Origin of the sequence: Granulicella sp. WH15 (assembly GCF_009914315.1) — a bacterium.
In the GTDB taxonomy this organism is placed as follows: domain Bacteria; phylum Acidobacteriota; class Terriglobia; order Terriglobales; family Acidobacteriaceae; genus Edaphobacter.
In genome coordinates this window covers 2,931,769-2,944,177 of record NZ_CP042596.1, presented here as the reverse complement: position 1 = coordinate 2,944,177, position 12,409 = coordinate 2,931,769, and the positions used below count along the sequence as shown (strand labels likewise).

Sequence of the window (12,409 nt, the reverse complement as noted above, 5' to 3'; positions counted from 1 at the left end):
ATTACGGTATGCCGAGTTCAATCAAAGTGGCGCCGCTCGCGGAGCGGAACGCATGGAAGGCGCTGGAAAACCATGTTGGCGAGATACGCGGGAAGCACCTGCGCGAGCTGTTTGCGGCCGATCCGGGCCGCGGTGAGCGGTATACGGCCGAGGCTGGCGGTATCTTTCTCGACTACTCGAAGAACCGCATTGATGACAAGACGCTGAAACTGTTGGTGGAGTTGGCCGAAGAGTCCGGGTTGCGCGAGAAGATCGAAGCGATGTTCACGGGCGAGAAGATCAACATCACGGAGAACCGAGCGGTGCTGCATGTGGCGTTGCGTGCGCCCAAGGGTGAGTCGATCCTGGTGGACGGCGAGGACGTGGTGCCGCCGGTGCACGAGGTGCTGGACAAGATGTCGGGCTTCGCGGAGCGGGTGCGCTCGGGCGAGTGGAAGGGACACACCGGCAAGAAGATCAAGAACGTAGTGAACATCGGGATCGGCGGCTCGGACCTGGGGCCGGTGATGGCGTATGAGGCGCTGAAGCACTATAGCCAGCGCGACCTGACCTTCCGCTTTGTTTCGAACGTGGATGGCACTGATTTTGCCGAGGCTGTGGTCGATCTCGCGGCGGATGAGACGCTCTTCCTGGTCGCGTCGAAGACCTTTACGACGCTGGAGACGATGACCAACGCGCACTCGGCTCGCGAGTGGACACTGGCCGCGCTGGGCGGCGACGAAAAGGCGATTGCCAAGCACTTCGTGGCCATCTCGACCAACGCGAAGGAAGTGGCGAAGTTCGGCATCGACACCGAGAACATGTTCGGGTTCTGGGACTGGGTCGGTGGGCGTTACTCGATGGACTCGGCCATCGGTCTTTCGACGATGATCGCGGTGGGGCCGGATAACTTCCGCGCCATGCTGGCGGGCTTCCATGAGATGGACGTGCACTTCCGCACGACTCCGTTCGAGAAGAACCTGCCGGTGCTGCTGGGGCTGCTGACGGTCTGGTATACGGATTTCTTCGACGCGCAGACGATGGCGATTCTGCCTTATGAACAGTATCTGAAGCGCTTCCCGGCGTATCTGCAGCAGCTCACGATGGAGTCGAACGGAAAACATGTAACACTCGACGGCACACATGTGACGACCGAGACCGGGCCGATCTACTGGGGCGAGCCGGGGACGAACGGGCAGCACTCGTTCTACCAACTCATCCATCAGGGAACTCGGTTGATTCCTTGCGACTTCATCGGCTTCTACAAGACGCTGAATGTGCTGGGACGGCATCACGACATGCTGATGGCGAACGTCTTCGCGCAGGCTGAGGCGCTGGCGTTCGGCAAGACGGCGGAAGAGGTGAAGGCCGAGGGCGTTGCCGAGGCTCTGGTGCCGCACAAGGTCTTCGAGGGCAACCGTCCGTCGAATACGATTCTGGCCGATGTGCTGACTCCGAACGTTCTGGGCAAGCTGATTGCGCTCTATGAGCACAATGTCTTTACGCAGGGCGCGATCTGGAATATCGACTCGTTCGACCAGTGGGGCGTGGAGCTGGGTAAGGTGCTGGCGACGCGGATTCTGGGTGAGCTTGAGGGCGATGCAGAGCTGACGCATGACAGCTCGACCAATAGCCTGATTCGGAAGTATCGCGCGAATAAGTAACTGGTTTAGTTGCTTTTATGGAAGACAGGCCCGCTCCTCTTTGGAGCGGGCCTGTCTTTTTGAGTGAAGAAAATACGCGCAGTGACTAGCCTACGAAGTCTACCTGGGCGCGGTGGGGGATGATTCCGCGCTCGTAGCCTAGCTCCAGCAGCTTGCGGACGCCCTCGCGGCCATCGTCGCCGAGGTCCAGCGTGCGCTCGTTGACGTACATGCCGACGTAGCGGTTGGCCAGGGTGGGATCGACCTCCTGGGCAAACTGCATGGCATAGTCGAGGGCGGGCTCACGGTGCTCCAGTGCGTGGCGGATGCTGTCGCGGATGGCCTGCGTTGTGGTCAACATGATCTCAGGGCCGAGCGAGCGGCGGATGACGTTGCCGCCGAGCGGAAGGGGCAGGCCGGTCTCCTCGTGCCACCACTGGCCGAGGTCGAGGATCTTGACGAGACCGTCGTTGGCGTAGGTGAGCTGGCCCTCGTGGATGAGCAGGCCAGCCTGGTACTCGCCCGCGAGGACGGCAGGGATGATCTTTTCGAAAGGAACGACGACGGTTTCGACGTCGGGCGCGAAGAGCTTGAGCGCGAGGTAGGCCGTGGTAAGGGTGCCGGGGACGGCGATGCGGAGCTTCTTCACCTCGTCGAGCGAGTGGCGGTGGGTGGAGACGATCATGGGGCCGTAGTTGTCGCCGACGCTGGCGCCGCAGGTCATCAGGGCGTAGTTGTCCTGAAGGTAGGGGTAGGCGTGGAAGCTGATGGCCGTGACGTCGTAGAAGGCCTCCTTCAACGCGAGGTGGTTGAGGGTTTCGATGTCGGTGAGGTTATGGACGAACTTGTAGCCGGGGACCCGGATCTTGTTGGTAGCCAGGCCGTAGAACATGAAGGCGTCGTCGGAGTCCGGGCTATGGGCGATGCTGATTTCTTTAATGCCAGATTCGGTGGTGATCATAATGTGCTGCAGTCCTTCTTGTTTTAAAAAGCGGGGAGGTTAGGTGGATTAGGCGCGCTGCTGCCGCCAGCGCTGGGTGGCGCTATAGATGCCTGCGGCCGCGGCGATCTTGGCCAGGTTGCCGAAGAGGAAGGGAAGCACGGCGAGCGCGATGGCCTTGCCGGCGCTGAGGTGCATGACGGTGCCGAGCCAGATCGTACCAATGGTGAAGAGCAGGATGCTGGCCAGGGTTGCGCCGATGGCTCCGGCTACGAAGCGGCTGGTGCGGCTGGAGAGGGCGCGTGCGACGATCCCGGTAGTGAAGGCGACCAGCGGGTAGGCGAAGAGGTAGCCGCCGGTGGGTCCGAGAAGCTGCAACATGCCGCCGGGGCCGTTGGGGGCGAAGACCGGCAGGCCAGCCGCGCCTTCGAGCAGATAGAGCAGCAGTGCGGAGAAGGCAGTGGCGGGGCCGAGGGTCACGCCCAGGGTGAGGACGGCCATGTCGCCGAGGAAGATGGGCACCGGCGTGAAGGGCAGGGGCAGGGCGACGTGCGCGGCGACCGCGACCAGGACGCTGGCTCCGACGGCGAGGACGGCCTTGCCGGGGAGGGTGTCGGCGCTGGCGAGCAGCGCGGCGGCCGAGCGGGGCGCGGAGAGGGTGGTCGGCGTTTCCGGATTGGTGGGACGCATGATCGTGTTTCCTTTCGAGTAGCTGCGAACTTTACTGCTGAGATCTATGCTGCTGATACTTGGGCCGGTGGTCAGCGTGTGCGTGAGCGGTCACCCTTGCCTGTGTGAAGCATTGAAGCCAGAGGAGGTGCCGGTATAGCGAGATCGCTGGAGCGGCTGAATACGGTCGTTCGCGGCATCGGTGGAGAGGGTGATGTCGGGATCGGTGGAGGCTGCGTGGCTTGCCTGTGCGGACTGGCTGCGGCGGATGTGCCGGGTGATCGCAACTGCGGCCCAGAGCAGCAGGCAGAAGCTGAGAACCGAGATGGCAAAGAGAATCTTCATGCAGCCTTCCAAGCATAACAAGGCCGGGGTGGTTTGTATGCTCCGGTAATGCTTCCGAAGGGGCTTTATGGCGCGAGAAAGGTTGCTTTGCGGCTCGAAATAGGCTGTGCCCGTGCTCAACTTGATTCGGCTGGACGGCCACACGGGTAATATGCTTGACTGCGCGTATCCGCCCCCGTTAACTACAACTTGGATGGCTACCGTCAAACCATTTCGTCGAGTCTCCGCGTCTGCCGCCAGGGTGGATCGGGTAACGGCTGGCGTCTACAAGAATCGGCGGCGGTTTGCGACGGGGGCTGTGGCGGTGCTGGCGATCGGAGTGGGGTACCACGTCGTCTTCGGGCATAACGGTCTGACCGTGTACGAGCAGAAGCGGCAGAATGAGCACGCGCTGCGGCAGCAGCTCGAGACGCTGAAGCAGGAGAACGAGAGCCTGAAGGGGCACGTGACGCTGCTCGAATCCGACCCAGATGCGATTGAGCACCAGGCGAGGGAAGAGCTGCACTACACCCGGCCGGGCGAGGTGATCTATACGCTGCCGCCTGATCCTCCGGCTGCCGCGCATTAGGAGGAGGCTTCCGGTACTCTCGAAGGAAAGAGCTTCAAGGAGAGACGGATGATCTTCGAGGTCGATAAGGTTCCCACGCACAATATCTACAACCTGCTGATCGGGCTGGTGGCTCCGCGGCCGATTGCGCTGGTGACGAGCATGAACGAGGCCGGTGGGCTGAACGCTGCGCCCTTTAGCGCGTACAACTACCTTTGCACCGATCCGCCGATTGTGGGGCTGGGGGTGACGAATCGTCCGGGTGGGGAGTTTGTGCCCAAGGATACGGCGCAGAATATCCGGCGGACGAGCGAGTTTGTGGTGAACGTGGTAACCGAGGACCTGCTGCCTCAGATGAATATCTGCGCCACGGACTTTCCTGCGGAGATCGACGAGTTGGAGATGGCGGGGCTGGATACGGCGGCTTCGGCAGTGGTGAAGGTGCCGAGGATCAGGCAGGCTCATGCGGCGCTGGAGTGCGTGGAGCACTCGACGATTGAGATTGGGCGGTCGCGGATTATCCTGGGGCGCGTGGTGGCAATGTATGTCGAGGACCGGTTTATCGATCCGGCGGGTCCGTATGTGTTGGCCGAGGAGCTGCACGCGATTGGGCGGATGAATGGGCTGGGGAGCTATGTGAAGACGCGGGATGGGTTTCTGACGCAGCCGAGGATTCCTTATAGCGAGTGGTTGAAAGGCAAGCGGTAGTTTTTACGCGAAGCGTCCAAGACCGCACGAAGTGCCGCCCGCCCGGCGTCAGGGCGCTTTTGTTGTTGCCCTGTCGGGCGGGCGTATGATCTCCGCATGCGCATCGTCATTCCTGGCGGTTCCGGTCAACTTGGTCATATTCTCGCGCGTCATCTCTATGCTGCTGGCCATGAGGTCACCGTCATCTCTCGTAACCCCAAATCGGCTCCGTGGACCACGCTGCGTTGGGATGGACTTACGCTTGACCCTGCCTGGACCAGCACGCTTGAGGGGGCTGATGCCGTCATTCACCTCTCGGGCCGCAGCGTCAACTGCCGCTATACTCCGGCTAATCGACGCGAGATTGTGGACTCCCGTGTAGTGCCCACGAGGCTTGTCGGCAAGGCCATTGAAGCCTGTGCGCAGCCTCCGCGTGTCTGGATGAACGCCAGCACTTCCACCTTCTACCGCGACTCCCGCAACATCCCCGGCGATGGGCCGCAGGATGAGTTCACCGGCGAAAAAGGTGGTCAGGAGCCGAATGTTCCGGACTCGTGGAACTTCTCCATCTCGGTTGCCGAGCAGTGGGAGGAGGCTTTTTATGCCTCCACTACGCCCGCTACTCGTAAGATCGCGCTGCGGACTTCCATGACCATGAGTCCTGATAATGGCGGGATCTTTTCTATTCTGTTGCGGCTGGTTCGCTTTGGGCTGGGTGGGCAGCAGGGCGGTGGGGATCAGTACGTCTCGTGGATGCACGAGCTGGATTATTGCCGGGCGATTGATTTTTTGCTGGCTCGGGAGGAGATATCCGGGGCGGTTAATTTCACCGCGCCGAATCCGCTCTTGAACCGCGATTTCATGCGAGGGCTGCGGCAGGCTTGGGGGATTCCCTTTGGGCTGCCCGCGCCGGGGCCGATTCTGGCGGTTGGGACGTTTCTGATGAGGACCGAATCGGAGCTGGTGTTGAAGAGTCGGCGGGCGGTGCCGACCGTGTTGCTGCGGCATGGGTTTCGGTTCGATTACCCGACGTGGGATGAAGCGGCTCGGGAGCTGGTGGGGCGGTATCGGACGGCAAAAGCTTAGGAGAGGTACTCCTTGATCCACGGATCTTCGGACTCGACCAGCTCCAGCGTGGAGCCGTGGAAGACGATGGCTCCCTCGTTGAGCACGAGGAACTGGGTGCTGTCGTCGATGCCGCCGTTGGGGATCGGCTCGACCTGGCCCGTAGCGGAGTTGAAGCGGTGGGTGGCCAGGGTGAAGGCGTCCTGAAGACGGTGCGTCACCAGCAGCGATGTGGTGCGGGTGACGTCGCGCTGCTTGATGATGAGGTCCACGATGGTGGTCGAGGTGATGGGGTCGAGGCCGCCGGTGGGGGAGTCGTAGAGGATCAGGTCGGGCTTGGAGATGATGGAGCGCGCGATGGAGACGCGGCGGCGCATTCCGCCCGACAGCTCCGAAGGGAACTTGGCGATGGCTTGGCCCAACTCCACGAAGTCGAGCACCTCGACGACCAGGGCATGGGCCTTGTCCGGGGCCATCCCCTCCTCGTGCAGGCGGTAGGCCACGTTGTCCTCGACCGAGAGCGAGTCGAAGAGGGCCGACTCCTGGAAGACCATGCCGATGCGGGCGCGCAGCTTGAAGAGGTCGGTCTCGCGCATACGGGTGACGTCCTGGCCGAAGACAGTGATGGTGCCGGAGTCCGGCTTGAGCAGGCCGTTGGCCAGCTTGAGCAGCACGGACTTGCCGGTGCCCGCGGGGCCGAGCAGGATAAGTGTCTGGCCGCGGTTGACTGAGAAAGAGATGTTCTGGAGGACGGGCTTGTCCTCGAACTTGATGGAGACATTGTCGAAGACGACAACCGGGCCTTCGTCTTGCGGGGGCGGGCTGGGGAGCGTCGCGTCGGCGGTGCTCATCGCCCGAAGATCCCGATCATGACGCGGCTGACGATGAAGTCCATGATGATGATGAAGACGGAGGAGAAGACGACGGCCTGGGTGGTGGCGCGGCCGACGCCCTGCGTGCCGCCCTTGGTGTTGAGGCCGAAGTAGCAGCCGACCGTGGCAATGATGAAGCCGGAGAAGAGCGGCTTGGTGAGGCCCTGGACGACATCGCCGTAGACCAGCGAGCGGTAGGAGGAGTGGAAGTAGGAGTTGAAGTTGAGGCCGAGCATGGAGATGCTGACCAGCGCGCCGCCCGCGATGCCCACCGCGTCCGAGACGATGGTGAGGAAGAAGAGCATAAAGATGGTGGCGATAACCCGCGGCGTCACCAGCTTGCGCACGGGGTCGGTGCCGAGGGCGCGCATGGCGTCGATCTGCTCGGTCACCTTCATGGAGCCCAGCTCGGAGGCCATGCCGGAGGCGTTGCGGCCGGAGACCATCAGGCCGGTCAATACGGGGCCCAGCTCTTTGACCATCGAGAGGGCGACCAGCGAGCCGGTCATGTTGACCGCTCCGAACTCCTGGAGTGACGTGGCCGATTGCAGCGCCAGCACGCAGCCGGTGAAGAAGCCGGTGAGCACGACGATGGGCATGGAGCCGACGCCGATCGAGTCCATCTGGGTGTAGACGTCTGCCCAGTAGCGCGGGCGCGAGAAGATGTTGCCCATCGCCCGACCCGCCAGTAGCGAGTACTCCTGGATAGCGCCGATTCTTTCCTTAGCGAAGACTTCTGGCGAAACGAAGGGCATGGCTTCTCTGGCTCAGAGTATCAGATGCGGGGAGGGTAGAGTTCGGGGTCGGGAATCTTCGAGGCCGGACGAAGGGGCGAAGGAGATGAGAAAATAGAGAGGATGAGCGACTCGACGATGGAAGCTGTAGTCCTGTACGGCAAGGAGGACCTGCGGCTGGAGCGTGTGGCCGTGCCCGCAGCCGGTCCGGGGGAGATTGTGCTACGCGTGGGCGCGGCGTTGACGTGTGGGACCGACCTGAAGGTCTACCGGCGCGGATACCACGCCATGATGCTGAAGCCGCCGATCCCGTTTGGGCACGAGCTGGCCGGGACCGTGGTCGAGATTGGCGAGGGAGTGACGAAGTTCAAGGTCGGCGACCGGGTGGTGCCGCTGAACTCGGCTCCCTGCGATGTTTGCTACTTCTGCCAGCATGGCCAGCAGAATCTTTGTGAAGATTTGCTGTTCAACAATGGCGCTTACGCCGAGTATATGAAGATTCCGGCGCGGATCGTCGAGAAGAATACGCTGCCGGTTCCGGATGGAGTCTCGTTTGAGCACGCCGCGCTGACCGAGCCGCTGGCCTGCGTGATCCGGGGGATGGAGGAGAGCGCGGCCAGGGCGGGCGACAGCATGGTCGTCATCGGCGCGGGGCCGATTGGGCTGATGTTCCTGCACGCGGCCAGCCTGGCTGGGGTGGACGTGATCGCGGTGGTGAAGCGCGAGGATCAGGTGGAGACCGCGAAGTTGCTGGGGGCGCGGCAGGTGCTGAAGATCGAAGACGGTATGGATGTGGTAGCGGCCACGCGGGCGCTGACCCCGGCGGGGCGCGGCGCGGATGTGGTGATCGAGGCCGTGGCCACCCCGATGACGTGGGAGTGGGCCGTGGGTATGGTTCGCAAGGGGGGCGTGGTGAACTTCTTCGGCGGGCCGCCGAGCGGGACGGTGGTCGCGCTCGACACCAACCGGCTGCACTACGGAGATATCACGTTGAAGGCCAGCTTCCACCACACGCCCTCGACGAGCCGGACGGCCTTTGAGCTGATTACCGGCGGTCGGTTCAAGGCGGCGGAGTTCATTACGAGCACGGCTGTGCTGGACGAGGTGCCGGAGGTCTTCCAGCGGATGATGACTCGGTCGAATCCCGGCGGGCTGAAGGACATCAAGACGGCGATCTTTCCCGCTTCCACGGGAGGCACTCAGTGAGTTTCGAGCTGCTGCGGGACGATCTTGCGGGCGGTCCTGCCGAGTATCTGACTCCGGCGGTGCGGCCCTCGCTGGTCGAGGCGCAGCAGTGGTGCAAGACGCTGGCCACGACGCACTATGAGAACTTCCATGTGGCGACGTGGTTTTTGCCGAAGCGCGTGCGTCCCTACTTTCAGAGCATCTATGCCTTCAGCCGCGTGGCGGACGACCTGGGCGATGAGGTCGCCGACCCGGTGCTGGCGGCTAACCTGCTGACGACGTGGCAGGGGATGCTGGACGAGTGCTACGACGAGCCTGCGCGCTCGCGGCATCCGGTGTTCGTGGCGTTGCAGCAGACGATCGCCGAGACGGGCGTGCCGCGCCAGCTCTTCAGCGATTTGATTCATGCGTTTCAGATGGACCAGACGGTGACGCGGTATGAGTCGCTGGAGCAGTTGATCGGGTATTCGCGCTACTCGGCGAACCCAGTGGGGCGGCTGGTGCTGTGGGTGTCGGGGTATCGGGACGAGGAGCGCGGGCTGCTCTCGGATAAGGTGTGCACGGCGCTGCAACTGGTGAACTTCTGGCAGGACGTGGTGGAGGACTGGGAGCGCGGGCGGCGGTATCTGCCCGCCGATGCCATGCAGCGGTTCGGCGTGACTGACGAGCACATCGCGGGGCGGGTGTTTACTCCGGGCTTCAAGCAGATGATGGTCTTCCTGACTGACTACGCGCGCACGATGCTGCTCGAGGGCGGCGCAATCAGCGGCACAGTGGACCGCGAGCTGACCGTGACGCTGGACCTCTTCCGCAAGGGCGGTGAGGCGGCTATTGACGGCATCGTGGCGCAGGGATATGACGTGCTGCGGGCGCGGCCTTCGGTCTCGAAGACAACGAAGATGCAACTGCTTGGCGGCGCGCTGGTGGGCAAGCTTGGCGGCCTTTTTAGCAGCGATAAGCCGGAGGCGCGACCTTGAGCGGGCTTACAGAAGCGTACGCGGTCTGCAGCGAGATCGCCAGGCGCGAGGCCAAGAACTTTTACTACTCCTTTAGGGTGCTGCCGGAGCATAAACGCAACGCCATGTGCGCGGTCTACGCGTTCATGCGGCGCGCGGACGATATCGCGGATGACGAGTCGCAGACCGTAGAGCAGCGGCGCGAGACGATGGCCGCGTGGCTCGCGGAGTGGCGGCTGGCGCGGGCGGGAGCGCCTACGGATAACCCCGTCTTCATCGCCGTGGCCGATGTACAGCAACGCTTCAAGATACCGGATCAGTTACTTGAAGAGCTGGTACAGGGAACCAGCATGGACCTTGAGCCGGTCTCGGCCGAGCCGCGCGATGGCCATGCGGTGCAGCTTGCCGACGGCACGATGGGGTATCGCAGCTTTGAGGATCTTTACCGCTACTGCTATCTGGTGGCGTCTGTCGTCGGACTCGTCTGCATCCGGATCTTCGGCTACAGCGATCCGGCGGCGGAGTTACTGGCGGAGAAGACGGGGATCGCGTTTCAGCTCACGAATATCCTGCGCGACATCAAGGAAGATGCCGAGCGCGGGCGGATCTACCTGCCACAGCAACTGCTCGAAGAGTTTGGGATTACGAGCGCGGAGATACGTGCTCTGGCGGGCGGCGCGCCACTGCGCACGAACGACCGGGCGATGATCGACGCGCTCTCGGTGCAGGCGTGGGAGTACTACGCGGCGGCGGATAAGCTGCTGCCTCTGATCGACCGTGACAGCCGTCCGGCGCTGTGGGTGCTGGTGCGGATCTACAGCGAGCTGCTGCACAAGATCGAGCATGCGCACGGAGATGTCTTCAGCAAGCGGGCGCGCGTGTCGACGCCGGGGAAGCTGTGGATTCTGGCGCAGGGTGCGGCTAAGTCGGTGCTGCGCCGGTGAGCGAGCGGATGCAGGACGTGGTGATTGCCGGGGCCGGTCTGGCCGGGTTGGCGGCGGCGGTGGCGCTGGCCAAGGACGGGGCGCAGGTGACGCTGCTTGAGCGTCGGCCTGAAGTGGGTGGGCGAGCTTACTCGTATCATCATCCCGCGCTGGCCGAGACGGTGGACTCGCAGCATGTGGTGCTGGGGTGCTGCACCAATCTGCTGGACCTGTGCGGGCAGGCGGGGACGGCGGATAAGGTTCGCTGGTACGACGAGCTGATGTTTCTGGAGCCGAACGGCAATCGTAGCCCGATGAAACCTGGGCTGCTGCCCGCGCCTTCGCACCAGACGATGAGCTTTCTGCGTGCGCCGATGCTCTCGGTCAAGGACAAGGTCCGCATCGCTATGGGGCTGATGCAGTTTCTGCGCGGCTATCCGGGCGACGACGCGGAGAGCTTTGCCGCGTGGATCAAGCGGACGAAGCAGACCGACCGCGCCGTGCGGCACTTCTGGGAGCCGGTGGTGTGGGGTGCATTGAATGATACATTTGAGCGCTGCTCGACCAAGTATGCGGGCAAGGTCTTCCACGAGACGTTTCTGCGCTCGCCCGAGGGGGGGCGACTGGGGATTCCGGCGGCTCCGCTGACGGAGTTTTTTGCTCCGGTAGCCGAGTTGGCGGAGCGGTATGGGGTTCGCGTCGAGCGCAAGAGCGGGCTGGAGGGGCTGGAGCAGAGAGCCGATGGTAGTTGGGCCGTGAGCACGGGCGGCGAGACGCTGGTTGCGCCTGCGGTGGTGCTGGCGTTCGACTTTCGGCAGACGTCTAAGCTGCTGGCTGGGCTGGAGGGTAAGGAGCCGGAGGAGTCGCCGTTTATGTCGGCTCCTATTACGACGGTTCATCTCTGGTACGACCGCGATGTGACCGGCATGGACCACGCGGTGCTGCTGGATACGCGGATCCAGTGGGTCTTTGCGAAGTCGCGGATTCGCGGCTGGAGCAAAGACAGGGGATGCTATCTGGAGCTGGTCATCAGCGCGTCGTGGGCTGAGCTGGAGATGGGGCGACAGGAGATTCTGGCCTCCGCGCTGCGGGAGCTGGAGATGTTCTTCCCCAAGGTGCGCGAGGCCAAGCTGCTGAAGAGCAGCGTACTGAAGGAGGCGCGGGCGACCTTCTCGGTAACGCCGGGGCTGGACCGGCATCGTCCGGTGCAGGCTACGCGGTGGCCGGGGCTGTATGTGGCTGGGGACTGGACTGCCACGGAGTGGCCCTCGACGATGGAGGGTGCGGTGCGGAGCGGGCGGCTGGCGGCGGGTGCGGTGCGGGGGGATCGGCTGCGGTTTATGTCGCCGGAAGTGCCTGCCGCGGGGTTGATGCGGTGGCTGAGTACGCAGGTGCCGCCGTTGTCGGTCGGCGACAGGCGTTAGCTGTGGGTTTGGGGAGGCTCTCCCCAGTGCTCAGAGGAGATAGGGGCGCTCTGACGCCAGTCGATACGCGGCCCGGTGGTGGGTGGGTGAAAGATCCTCTTCAGGTTGGTCGCGGCGATGAGGGGGAAGTAGAGCATCGAGATTGCGCCGGATATATGCCCGCTGCGCACGGAGAACAGAAAGAGAACAACGCAGAAAGCCACTCCCAGGCGGATGATCCAGTCATAGAAGGGCAGTGCTACCCATGCGCGTGCAGCTTCGACCTGGGCGTGCGGCCACCGGTCATCTCGCAGGCCCTTCCTGAGACTCGACTCGCACCATATCTCGAGCGAGAGTATGAGAAGGAGGGGAAGAAGCAGGAGGAGCATGGAATAGCGGGGGAGACGATGCCCGCTGAAGAGGAGGAATGGAAGCCAGAGGGTGTAGAGAAGCAGGGCCAG

General features: G+C 63.2%; 14 protein-coding genes. 8 read left to right on the top strand and 6 right to left on the bottom strand.

Features of this window, described 5'->3' with window-relative positions; all coding sequences use genetic code 11:
• Window positions 1–8: 8 nt before the first annotated feature.
• Window positions 9–1,643: a glucose-6-phosphate isomerase gene (gene pgi / locus FTO74_RS12265; RefSeq protein ID WP_162538410.1), complete on the top strand. Its 1,635-nt coding sequence runs from the start codon at window positions 9–11 to the stop codon at window positions 1,641–1,643.
• Window positions 1,644–1,728: 85 nt separating this feature from the next.
• On the opposite strand, the gene FTO74_RS12260 is transcribed toward pgi, so the two are convergent.
• The 3 genes from FTO74_RS12260 to FTO74_RS12250 form a co-directional block, all read right to left on the bottom strand.
• Window positions 1,729–2,583, bottom strand: a complete 855-nt coding sequence (locus FTO74_RS12260) for an MqnA/MqnD/SBP family protein (RefSeq protein WP_162538409.1) — start codon at window positions 2,581–2,583, stop codon at window positions 1,729–1,731.
• 48 nt (window positions 2,584–2,631) lie between these two features.
• Complete coding sequence (locus FTO74_RS12255) at window positions 2,632–3,252, bottom strand: biotin transporter BioY (RefSeq protein WP_162538408.1); 621 nt, start codon at window positions 3,250–3,252, stop codon at window positions 2,632–2,634.
• 90 nt (window positions 3,253–3,342) lie between these two features.
• Window positions 3,343–3,576 carry a hypothetical protein gene (locus FTO74_RS12250; RefSeq protein WP_162538407.1) on the bottom strand — a complete coding sequence of 78 codons (234 nt, stop codon included), beginning with the start codon at window positions 3,574–3,576 and terminating at the stop codon, window positions 3,343–3,345.
• 193 nt (window positions 3,577–3,769) lie between these two features.
• Here FTO74_RS12250 and FTO74_RS12245 point away from each other — a divergent pair, with 193 nt between their 5' ends.
• From FTO74_RS12245 to FTO74_RS12235, 3 genes are all read left to right on the top strand, one after another.
• Window positions 3,770–4,144: a septum formation initiator family protein gene (locus FTO74_RS12245; protein WP_162538406.1), complete on the top strand. Its 375-nt coding sequence runs from the start codon at window positions 3,770–3,772 to the stop codon at window positions 4,142–4,144.
• A gap of 48 nt (window positions 4,145–4,192) precedes the next feature.
• Entirely contained in the window at window positions 4,193–4,831 is a 639-nt protein-coding gene (locus tag FTO74_RS12240) for a flavin reductase family protein (RefSeq protein ID WP_162538405.1), read from the top strand.
• A 96-nt stretch (window positions 4,832–4,927) separates the two neighbouring features.
• Entirely contained in the window at window positions 4,928–5,896 is a 969-nt protein-coding gene (locus FTO74_RS12235; protein WP_162538404.1) for a TIGR01777 family oxidoreductase, read from the top strand.
• Here FTO74_RS12235 and FTO74_RS12230 read toward each other — a convergent pair.
• Together FTO74_RS12230 and FTO74_RS12225 are read right to left on the bottom strand one after the other, a co-directional pair.
• Complete coding sequence (locus FTO74_RS12230) at window positions 5,893–6,726, bottom strand: ATP-binding cassette domain-containing protein (RefSeq protein WP_162538403.1); 834 nt, start codon at window positions 6,724–6,726, stop codon at window positions 5,893–5,895. The genes FTO74_RS12235 and FTO74_RS12230 overlap by 4 nt on opposite strands.
• Window positions 6,723–7,502 (bottom strand): ABC transporter permease, encoded by a 780-nt coding sequence (locus FTO74_RS12225; RefSeq protein ID WP_162538402.1) that lies wholly within the window; start codon window positions 7,500–7,502, stop codon window positions 6,723–6,725. Before FTO74_RS12225 ends, FTO74_RS12230 begins: the two co-directional genes overlap by 4 nt.
• 117 nt (window positions 7,503–7,619) lie before the next feature.
• On the opposite strand from FTO74_RS12225, the gene FTO74_RS12220 reads away from it, so the two are divergent.
• From FTO74_RS12220 to hpnE, 4 genes are read left to right on the top strand one after another with little or no spacing between them, the layout of a single operon-like run.
• Window positions 7,620–8,687, top strand: coding sequence for an alcohol dehydrogenase catalytic domain-containing protein (locus tag FTO74_RS12220; protein ID WP_162539853.1), 1,068 nt, complete (start codon window positions 7,620–7,622; stop codon window positions 8,685–8,687).
• Window positions 8,684–9,643 carry a squalene synthase HpnC gene (gene hpnC / locus FTO74_RS12215; protein ID WP_255462229.1) on the top strand — a complete coding sequence of 320 codons (960 nt, stop codon included), beginning with the start codon at window positions 8,684–8,686 and terminating at the stop codon, window positions 9,641–9,643. The genes FTO74_RS12220 and hpnC overlap by 4 nt, the downstream gene beginning before the upstream one ends.
• Window positions 9,640–10,566, top strand: a complete 927-nt coding sequence (locus FTO74_RS12210; RefSeq protein ID WP_162538401.1) for a phytoene/squalene synthase family protein — start codon at window positions 9,640–9,642, stop codon at window positions 10,564–10,566. Before hpnC ends, FTO74_RS12210 begins: the two co-directional genes overlap by 4 nt.
• Window positions 10,563–11,969, top strand: coding sequence for a hydroxysqualene dehydroxylase HpnE (gene hpnE / locus FTO74_RS12205; protein ID WP_255462228.1), 1,407 nt, complete (start codon window positions 10,563–10,565; stop codon window positions 11,967–11,969). The genes FTO74_RS12210 and hpnE overlap by 4 nt, the downstream gene beginning before the upstream one ends.
• Here hpnE and FTO74_RS12200 read toward each other — a convergent pair.
• Window positions 11,966–12,337, bottom strand: coding sequence for a hypothetical protein (locus FTO74_RS12200; RefSeq protein ID WP_162538400.1), 372 nt, complete (start codon window positions 12,335–12,337; stop codon window positions 11,966–11,968). The genes hpnE and FTO74_RS12200 overlap by 4 nt on opposite strands.
• Between the last annotated feature and the right edge of the window lie 72 nt (window positions 12,338–12,409).

Bases quoted from the DNA above. Each gene is read 5' to 3' on its own strand.
- pgi (WP_162538410.1), top strand. From the start codon at position 9: ATGCCGAGTTCAATCAAAGTGGCGCCGCTCGCGGAGCGGAACGCATGG.
- FTO74_RS12260 (WP_162538409.1), bottom strand. From the start codon at position 2,583: ATGATCACCACCGAATCTGGCATTAAAGAAATCAGCATCGCCCATAGC.
- FTO74_RS12255 (WP_162538408.1), bottom strand. From the start codon at position 3,252: ATGCGTCCCACCAATCCGGAAACGCCGACCACCCTCTCCGCGCCCCGC.
- FTO74_RS12250 (WP_162538407.1), bottom strand. From the start codon at position 3,576: ATGAAGATTCTCTTTGCCATCTCGGTTCTCAGCTTCTGCCTGCTGCTC.
- FTO74_RS12245 (WP_162538406.1), top strand. From the start codon at position 3,770: ATGGCTACCGTCAAACCATTTCGTCGAGTCTCCGCGTCTGCCGCCAGG.
- FTO74_RS12240 (WP_162538405.1), top strand. From the start codon at position 4,193: ATGATCTTCGAGGTCGATAAGGTTCCCACGCACAATATCTACAACCTG.
- FTO74_RS12235 (WP_162538404.1), top strand. From the start codon at position 4,928: ATGCGCATCGTCATTCCTGGCGGTTCCGGTCAACTTGGTCATATTCTC.
- FTO74_RS12230 (WP_162538403.1), bottom strand. From the start codon at position 6,726: ATGAGCACCGCCGACGCGACGCTCCCCAGCCCGCCCCCGCAAGACGAA.
- FTO74_RS12225 (WP_162538402.1), bottom strand. From the start codon at position 7,502: ATGCCCTTCGTTTCGCCAGAAGTCTTCGCTAAGGAAAGAATCGGCGCT.
- FTO74_RS12220 (WP_162539853.1), top strand. From the start codon at position 7,620: ATGGAAGCTGTAGTCCTGTACGGCAAGGAGGACCTGCGGCTGGAGCGT.
- FTO74_RS12200 (WP_162538400.1), bottom strand. From the start codon at position 12,337: ATGCTCCTCCTGCTTCTTCCCCTCCTTCTCATACTCTCGCTCGAGATA.